Origin of the sequence: Sphingobium sp., from assembly GCF_003248505.1 — a bacterium.
In the GTDB taxonomy this organism is placed as follows: Bacteria; Pseudomonadota; Alphaproteobacteria; order Sphingomonadales; family Sphingomonadaceae; genus Sphingobium.
Window position 1 is genome coordinate 1 of the sequence record NZ_QFOA01000097.1, and the last position, 9,511, is coordinate 9,511.

6 protein-coding genes are annotated in these 9,511 nt (G+C 60.8%); all 6 read right to left on the bottom strand.

Annotated elements, in window-relative coordinates; genetic code table 11:
• Positions 1 to 3 precede the first annotated feature (3 nt).
• A complete protein-coding gene (locus DI606_RS18125; RefSeq protein ID WP_293985294.1) occupies positions 4 to 804 on the bottom strand; it encodes a hypothetical protein in 801 nt (266 codons plus the stop codon).
• Between the two features lie 40 nt (positions 805 to 844).
• Entirely contained in the window at positions 845 to 2,788 is a 1,944-nt protein-coding gene (locus DI606_RS18130; RefSeq protein ID WP_293985295.1) for an SIR2 family protein, read from the bottom strand.
• Between the two features lie 144 nt (positions 2,789 to 2,932).
• Positions 2,933 to 3,643, bottom strand: coding sequence for a PIN domain-containing protein (locus DI606_RS18135; protein WP_291547163.1), 711 nt, complete (start codon positions 3,641 to 3,643; stop codon positions 2,933 to 2,935).
• A complete protein-coding gene (locus tag DI606_RS18140; protein WP_293985296.1) occupies positions 3,640 to 4,275 on the bottom strand; it encodes a hypothetical protein in 636 nt (211 codons plus the stop codon). Before DI606_RS18140 ends, DI606_RS18135 begins: the two co-directional genes overlap by 4 nt.
• A gap of 406 nt (positions 4,276 to 4,681) precedes the next feature.
• Positions 4,682 to 7,570, bottom strand: coding sequence for a class I SAM-dependent DNA methyltransferase (locus DI606_RS18145; RefSeq protein ID WP_291547167.1), 2,889 nt, complete (start codon positions 7,568 to 7,570; stop codon positions 4,682 to 4,684).
• A gap of 219 nt (positions 7,571 to 7,789) precedes the next feature.
• Positions 7,790 to 9,511 (bottom strand): HNH endonuclease (locus DI606_RS18150; protein WP_293985297.1); only part of this gene is annotated, 1,722 nt, incomplete at its 5' end.

Sequence of the window (9,511 nt, forward strand, 5' to 3'; positions counted from 1 at the left end):
AGCTCAACCAAACCCAAAAATGTAGTGGTAACACTCGCGCCGGTGCGTGCATGTCATTGAACAAAAATGCCTTTTCCAAAAGCACTGTTCAAGTTGGGCTAGGGTGCGATCGAACAGCCGCCACACCGCATCCTCGCCGGTCGGCGACGGACGACTTCCGGCAACTGCTTCCAGAAAATCGGCGCAGGCTCGCGCTAAATCCGGCTCATTGATTAGTGCGTCGGGAACACTCTCGAGCGCGGCCAGGATTCTTGATCGGCGCTCCGGCCGCTTCGCGCTCTCCCGCAAGCCCCACAAACCATATTCCCAAATATCCCCAGGTCCAGGATTAGCACTGTGCGCGGTCAGTTCGAGGACAGCGATCGCGCCCTCGGGGTCCGTATCGGCGAACTGTTTCCAAGCGTCGAGAAGGCCTTCACGAAGGTCCGTCGTCCCTTGTAGCGTCGAGACGAGTTCCTCCTGGGGCAGATTGGCCAGATCATCGACGCCGTAATCGGTGGCGGAGCCAAGTCTGAATTCGGACCAAGTTGAAAACATAGCGCGTTCGCCCTCAGGGGCCGCCCACCCAGGATAGGCCGCTTCGATGCGATCCAGTTCCGATCGAAGACGCGGATCCAAAGGCGGATTGCCGACCCGGGCGACCACGATCAGACGGTCGAAGATCCGCCGATCGCGTGACCGTTCGCGGTCCTCCTCGGAGACGCGCGAGAGAACATCTGGTGAGGGTCCGGCGAGCAGGGTTTCGACAATCCGCTCCCGTGAGACCGCCGACCCACTTGCCCATAGCGAGCCGAGCAAGGCCATAGCCTCCTTCCTGGCACCCGACGCCCAGATCATCGGTGTCTTAGCCATTTAACAGTATCTCCACTTTCTCGGTGTCGCTGAAATGACCACTGTGGGTCACTGCGGCGGCGACGAGCCGTCGGAAGGACAGGTACGGCAGCGTACGCCATCGTGCCACGATCGCACGGCTCGCTGCGGCATCATGGCCGTCGATATGCTCCCAACCCGTCCAGATCAGATCGAAAAGCAGGGTCCATTGGCGGTGCTGATAATTCTGCTGGTGCGGCTCAACTGAAGGGCGCTGCAGGGCGCTCGGATCATTATCGGCATTCGCCTCATCTGCCGCCGCAAACAGGTGCAAGGCTTGGGCCAGGAGGCCGGTCAGATCGTCGTTCAGCCATGCCCAAAATTCCGCGGCACCCGGGCTGCCGTTAACGGTATCGATGAATCCCTTGACGTGGTTGCGATCCGCAAGTTCTACCTCCGCATCGGCAATCTCCGAAATCCGGTCCCCGACAGGATCCGCCGCTTGCTCTGGATGGGTAGCGTCGCGATAGCTGCGATAGCTGGACGCAGAGAAATCGAGCAGCGGTCGCAGGCCTGCCAGAACTTCTTGACGTACCCACTCACGATCAGCGCCTGACGTATAGCCACCCTGCGCAGTCCAAAGCGAACCGGGATCGTCTCGCCGACGCGCGCTAACCCAGCCCCCTTCGGACGAGACGATCCACCAGAAGCGCTTGAAGCCTTCGCGCAACCCCAGTTCTTGCGGGAGCTGTCGCCGGATCGCCTGGCGCAAACGCGGATGAAGCATCCGCCCTTGCCCGAGCTTTTCGATGACGTGATCTACGAAACTCTCGGTCCCTAGGTGCCGGCAAAACCACGCCAGCAGCCCGTAGCCGGTCGATGTCAGCGCCATGTGCCGACTGTTAGACTGCAGCGGAAATAGCGGTATGAAATCGAGCTCTGGCTCCGGCGGGGCGATCCTTGCGGCCATTGCAGCTTGCCTCACCGTTTCCTGATGAGCCTCCGAGCGCGCAAGATCGGTCGCTTCGAAGAGCGACAGCCATTCGATTGGCGGGCGTGGCTCCACCGCGGCGAAGGTTCGTGCTCCGTACCCCTGATCGTCCGCCCGCCCAGCGACGGCCCAGATCAGATTCGCGGTGTCGGTCGGGTCGATCGCGTCTGGACGGCGGGGCGCGATATCGCTGATGACTCGGCCGACGCTCGAGAGATAGTCCTCACGCCAATCGGCCCACTGGACAATCGTCTCACGCAGCGCCGCATGATCCGTTGCGTCCGAATAGAAAATCGGCTCGAGGTTGCGATCGCGGTACGGCTGGCTTTCCGGCGGCTCGGCGCCCTCATAAGGCGAGAAGATGTACGCCGGCCCTCGCGGTTGACCAGATCGCATCTCGAGATTTTCCGCAGCGAACGCGTCGGTCATGTAGCGCAGCACCGGATCGTTCAGGCTGTATCCCAGAAAAAGCACGGTGAAATCTGCAAAGAGCCGGACGATAAATCGCGCGGCCCAGCCCTCGGTTAGATAAGCTCGCCCGAAGTCGGAACTGGTCAATACGAGGTGTTGATCTGATCCTCCAAGGCGCCCGTGGAGATAGATCAGGCTGCGCCAACTGGCTGCGCGATCGTCGCGCGGGATGGGTAGGATCGGCCCTGCATGGTACTGGAAGTCGCGACCGAAGTCCAAGCCCCGGCGTGCCTTCTCGAAGAAGGTGTCGAAATTCGTGGTGACCAGACGCATGCCCTCGCTGCGCCGAAGCCGCGAGAGGCGAAGAATGGCACGATGCAGCGCTAAGCTCGTCGGACGTCGATTTAGGCGCGTGGCGACAATCTGGCGAACATTCGCGGGCGTATATCGGCTCTCCAAAGCCCCGAGCATACGATCGGGCCAGAGCCATTCTTTATCGTCGGTCGGGGTTGGATGGGTCAGGGTTTTGTAGCAGTGAGCGACGAGACCGTTATAGCTCGGCAACCCAGCACCCATCGAAACTCCTGCGCCGCAAAAGATGACGACACGATCATCCTCTAGTTCCTGGACCAACTTGTCCGGTATGATAGGCCCGTTTCGTACAAATTGCGGCATTGATGTCTCCGCACCTTCTCCATGTGCGTTGTAGTCTGATCGCGTCTATAGAGCCGCGATCGCAATCGTGTAGCGAAGCTCTAGGAAGCTCTTGGCGAAATCGAGCCGATGTGCCGCAAATTCAGTCACCAATTGCGGATGAAGAGATTTCTTCGCAGCGTCACCATATTCCGCGATGTTCGACGACAAGAAATACGCGCCCGCGCTAAAGCCGAGCGACCGCGCAGCGGAAAGGACTTCGAGGCACGATTCAAGTACCAGGCAGTCCTTGTACGACTGTTTGCCGCTTGCTGCAGGCGCCTTCGCCGTGATGACGCGCTGGGCAGCCTTATGGGTTGCCGATTTGGTTGTCTCCGTGATGCTCGATTTGGCGAGGTATCGTGCCACGATCGCATCGGCAAGATTTTCATAGTCAGTAGGCGCCGGGAGGACGATCGCCGGCCCGGTTCCGCCGAACGCCATCATGATCTCGTGCATCTGGCGCACCCGGTCATTGAGCGCCCGGATAGACTTAGTGCCATCCTTCTGCACGCCTTGGAGATTGTCCGCCATCTCGTTGGTGATCTGTTCGGGAAGCACGAGCGATAGCTTCCCCGCTTCAATGAGATCGATGATCGTCACCGCTGCCGTTGCCTGGTCACGCGTGAAGGCATCCCGCTGTCCCCGGACGATATCGAGGAGCGAGCATGTGTCGATGAAAAGGAGTGGTGCGCCTGCAGCAACGATGGAAGCCGCGACGTCGGCGACCGCGCTCATCGGGTTTCGTCGTAGCGCTTCAGAAGCTCCGCGGCGCCGTCGAATTCAATCGCGAGGTCGGAGGCAACGCTTTCGGGCCAATGAAGTTCGTCGATCAACCACTTCTCGAGGATCTCTGGCGGCAAGTGCCTGCCCTCGTCATGAACGCGAATGATGAAATCGAGCCAGCGCTGCCGATCGTTTGGGTGGGACGCGCCGGTCCCTTTGTTCGCGAGGTTAGAGAAGGCTACTAGCTGACGAACCGCACCGACGTTGATCCATTCGCTCAGGTCGCGACGAGCCTCCGTCAATTCGGGCTGCAATCCGAGCTTGGCAGCCGCCGGCGCGAAGCGAGCCCGATAGAAGTCCACGAGCAGATCATTATATTCGGCCATCGAAAGCTGCCCGAAATTCTCGGGCACGATGTTCCCGATGGTCACCTGACCGCTATACCAGGCCACTGAGAGGTCAGCGTTCGGCAGGACCCCTTCGCGATGGGCAAATAACACTGATGTCCCACCCGGCGAGAAATCGAGATCTCGGTCCTTCAAATATGGCCAGCTCGCGGTGTCGACGGCGATCATCGCCTCTCGTAAGGCCAGGAAGTCTTCGCGCCTAGCGCCGAGTTTAACTTCTCGAAATTGCTCAATCATTTGGGTCGCCCATATGTTCAGTGCCCGTTCCTTATGACCGTCTGACGGCCTGCGTCGAGCCCTGATTGGGGGGGCTCAACCGCAGACGACAGGGGCCGAACTGCTTCGGCAGAAATGAAGCCGACGGACTGCCGTGAATAAGCGCCGACGAACTCGGCAACGGCGAAAATGAGAACATTGCTACCAGAAGGCTTCGTGTTGAACGAATGGCTGGTTCTGGCGGAAGCTGCCGAAAAAGCGGACGGGCCGGATCTGGGCATCCGAATTTGCAGTCTAAACGGCAATAATGGGTCGACATCGGTAGACCGGACCTTAGACTTACCTGCCGTTCCAGAGCTGTACGGCGAACGTCGGCTCCCGCCTGGAGCTGACGTCCAGCTCAGCTTCCGGCTGCGCGTGGCGGGCGTTACTTTTTCACAGCCGAACGGCTTTGATTCAGCGCGAACAGGCGGGCCAGGATTTCGTCCTCGTCCAGCAGCCCGGCGCGCCAGTCCTCGCCCCAGCCATAGGCGTCGGCCACCGCCGCATCGAGCGCGGCGTGCGCGTTCGCCAGCCATTGCGGGCGGGCATTGTAGAGGTTGGTCAGCGTCCGCTTCTTCAGCTCCTTCGCCCCCGCCTCGTCCTTAGGCAGGATGCGATCGGGATAGCCGGGCACCACTTCGGGCTCGCGCACGACCAGATCGGCGGGGTTGAGCCAGTTCTCGCGCAGTTCGTTCAGCCGCCCGGCAGCGGCGGCGATTGCCTGGGCACGGGGATCATCGGCATAGTCGGCGGCGGGAATGTTCGGGGTCATACCCTCGGGGAAGGGAAAGGTCTCGAACCCTAGAGAGGGCGTGTATTGCGGGTCATTGCCTACTCCATGCCAACCTCCGAGTGCGAGCGACCAATACTCGTGGAATTTCGAATGCAGTACCCCGAAAGTGGTGTCGTCGTCGCGACACACGACAACCACCCGACTATCTGGAAGTACGCTTGGATTCGTCCAGACGAAAAGGCGGTGCTTCGCAACGCGGGGTGTGAAAATCGCGCGGCTCAATTCAACCGAAGCCTTCTTGATGCCCGGAACGGTTTCACCGTGCTGCCACCAGAACAAGCGTCGTCGATCGCGGCGATTAGTATCCCTAAAGGGCTTCACAAACTCCCGGACATGCTCAAACGGCATTTCATAGACCGCCGCGTCGGCTTCCGATGCAGTACCAAAGTCGATGATCCACCGATCCGACGGCCTTTGCGTTATGTCCTGGCCATTAAGGAGGGGGCGCACGACATCTCGATTGGGTCGCCCATTTGGGTTAAGTGGCGACACTAACCAATGTCGCGCAAGGGCGCCGTCTATGTCAAAAGCGCCTACCTTCACTGGACCTTGAAATGCCACGCTCCGGTTCGTCGGCAATCTGCCTGCGGACGTAAGATCGACGCCTCCGCGCTTAGCCGATAGGTCAGCAAAAATTCGCTCCACGCTTACGCCATCTAGCGTCGCTCGGACGTCGGCCCCGCGATCGAAGCAGATCATCGAAACGCGAACCGCAGCGCCATCCACGGTCCACTGCTCGTCGCTCCAACCTTCGAAAATCCGACCGTGCTCGACTACAGGAGTGAGGACCTCACGATTCGTTCCGCTACGGATCGAGTTGGTCGATACTAGCCCCGCGCGTTGCAGACGCCCGGCTTCAATCATCGTCCACGCCATCGCGAACCAGTAGCAGACGAGATCGACACCGCCCGGCACTTTCGGCCACGCCTTACGCAGCGCGATGGTGTACTCCTCGCCAAGCTCTCCGATCATCTTCTTATTGCCCAGAAACGGCGGGTTGCCCACCACCACATCCGCCACCGGCCACTCCGCCCGCGTGCCATCAGCGTTCAGCACCGCATCCCGGCACTCGATCGTATCCAGCGGGCGCAGGATTGGGTTCTTCGCGGCGTCGAATCCGTTGCGCCGCATCCACTGGATCTCGCCGATCCACACGCTCACCCGCGCCAATTCGGCGGCATAGGGATTTAGTTCGATCCCCAGCAGACATTCCGGCCCCACGCGGGGAAAGCCGCGCGGCAGGCCCAGCGCTTCGGCATCCAGATTAGCGCGGTGCTCGATGTCCTTCAGCGCCTTCAACGCGACATACAGGAAATTGCCCGATCCGCAGGCGGGATCGAGCACGCGGAAATTGGCCAGCCGTTCGATGAACGTCGAATGGATCACCGTTGCCTCGGCCAGCATCCGCGTCGCCCGCCCGCGTTCCGCCGGGGTCAGCAGCTTTTCGGCGGTGCGCTTGGGCGCCTTCTCGATCAGTCTGGTTATCTTTGCTAGCGCCTCGGCCCATTCGGCCTCCAGCGGTTCGATGATGACCGGGCGAACGATCATCATGATCTTGTCGCGATCGGTGTAATGCGCGCCCAGCTGGCTGCGCTTGGCGGGGTCCAGCCCGCGTTCGAACAGCGTGCCCAGGATCGACGGGTCGATCTGCGACCAGTCCCGCCGGGCGGCGGCGAGCAGCTGGTCGATGTCTTCGCTCTCGACCGGCAGCACGCTGGCATCGGTGAACAGCCCGCCGTTGAACCAGTCGATCGGCGTGAAATCGATGTCGCCACCCGTTGCCATCGCTCCGAACAGCTTGGCGGCATTCCCCTCGAACCGTTCGGGCCGCGCCTTGCTGGCGCTCAGCATCTTGGTGAACAGATTGTCGGGGAGCAGCCCGACATCCTCGGCGAACATGCAGAAGACGAGCTGGTTGACGAAATGGGCTACGCGATGCGCCTCGTGCCCGCGATCGCGAAGCCGCTGGGCGATGCCGACGAATTCGCGCGCCGTCTCCTCGGTCAGTTCCTGGCGCGACTTGGCAGGCTTGAACTGCTCGGGATCGACAAACGCTGCCTTCAACCGATCGCGCACTGCGCCATCCGTCAGGTCCTCCAGCGCGATCTCGTGCGTTTCCTGGACGCTGTTGGTCCAGTTGGTGCGGATCACGATCCGGTTCATGTCGGACACGATCAGCAGCGGCGGGTTTTCCAGCGCTACCGAATATTGCAGGAGCTGACTGTACGCCTTGTCTAGATTGGCGTGGCGCCCCTTATACTCCCATCCGAAACATTCGCGTCGCCACACATCGGCCCAGCCATTGCCGCCGCTCGTCTTGTTGGCGCCCTTCTCGAACGTAAACCATTCGCCCTTGGGGTCCGCCGAGACCGGATCGAGCACGCCAAGGAGCGCGCACAGATCGTTAAAATGGCTCTGGGATGCGGATCGCTCCTTCAGCTCCACATTGCGCCATTTTTTCAGGAATTCGTGCGGTGTCATGCGCCCCCGGCAATTAAGGATCGAGCCTGCGGCAATTACGCGCAGCCCGGCTCGTTAGTAGCTGATCAACACGGGGGAGCAATCTCTACGGTAGCGCTGCTGCCGGATAGCCATCCCTTGGCCCGACAGCTGCTGCCGGAAGCTGCCGTTCATCAGTGGGCGGACAACGGCTGAACCTGGTCGACAACGAAAAGGTCCTCACTGCCTGCTGCCCGAACATCAACCCTTGCCACCTCGTGCGCGGAATTCAGCGCGGTGCCATTCCAAATAGGGAGAATGCCCGGCGGACATTGCTATGCGCCGGGCAGGATCACAACCTAGGACGATAAGATCTTCCTGATCGATATCTGGTCCGATCAGCATCTCACCCATGTCGCTGAACGAGATCAGGAAGCGGTCGAACAGTGCATCGACATTGGCGACCAGCAGCAATCCATTGAAGCGATCAAGCCGTTCGCGGTTCGACGATACCCGCCAGGGCTTGATATGCGACGCGCGCAGTACCGGGCGGATCGCGCAGTCGGTGACGCAGCACCGGCTCCGCCAATGGCTCAGCAGTGCGTGCCGGAATTCACCCTGCCCGATGCGCGCTTGGATCAGCTGCTCTTTCTGGGTGGCCGTAAGCGTTGGGTCTTCGACGACCTTTTGCTCTGCCAGCAGGTCGAGGCGGTCAAGCATATCGGCGGTGAGCCAATATTTGCGGGCGACACCGAACGTCCCGGTTTTGGATGGGGCAAAGCCGAGCCGCGCACAAAACTGTTGATACTGCTCTTCCAGAGCCAGTTCGAGCACCGGCGCGTAACCGAGGACCGTATTGATCGCACCGTTGGTCAGACGCCCGTCGCGGGCCTCGTTGGCGGAATGGCGGGCAAAACTATTACCGACATAGCCGATGAAGCGCGACGGGGCAAAGGCGATCCCGTCCGGCGTGGCATATGGTAGAAAGCAGGTGCCGCGCTTGATGAGGCTGAGATAGGCCCCATAGTCTGACGACACCGGGTCGGTACGCACCGCGTCGAGCGTCGCGACGTTGGCGAACAGCTGCTCGAAATCAGTGACAAATGCGATCTTGTCGTCGCTGCCACCAACAGTCTTCCCGGTGCGCGTCCTTTCGCAGAGTTCGACGAACCGCGCAGTGGTGCGGCGAATGCGTTCGAGCGGGTCGTCGAGACTTGCGACGAGAAACCAGCGGCGCGCTGCGGCCTTTCCGGTGGCTACGACCGGTATCGCCGTAAGCCCGGCCTTCTCGGCGAATTCCTGCTCTCGGATATCGGGCGCTGGCCGTCGGCCACGCAACCAGCCTTGGCGCAGCAGATGCAATCCACCGCTCGGATCGCGCGCAATCCCGGACAGGCGATTATGATCGCCCGCCACCGGGGGAGCGTTGATCTCGACCGACCATTCGCCGCCATTCGCATCGAGACCGAGCTTTACATCCATCCCGGCTTGGCTGTCCCGCGCCTGCAACCAGACATTTTGACCGGTGATGTTGCGCATCGCGCCATCGGCGGGGCCGGCGCCGAGCGCCCCATGCCAATGCACAAAAGCGTCGCGGGATATTTCCGATTCGGTGACAAGGCGCATCTGGGGTGCGATCAGTCCGAGTTCCTGCGCGAGCGCATCATAGCCGGGCTCGAAGGTACCGATCTGGTCGCACGACCAGTCGACCAGTTTCTCGAACGACATGGCGAGACCTGTCTCAGCGAGAATGATCGCTGCGAAAGGCGAGAGATGATGGTCGTGATGGCGCAGCTCGTCATAGCGGCGTCGGGTCTCGGTCCCGTTGATCTGGACGGTATCGATCTTGACGCAGAACTCGCCCGACGCATCAATGCCGACCGTATTGTCCGCCGTCAGCACCAATGGCACAGATTTGAGGTTGTGATTTAAGGAGGATCTGGGCTTCGTCGTAGTGACGAAGGAACGAAGATGAAGCCCAGA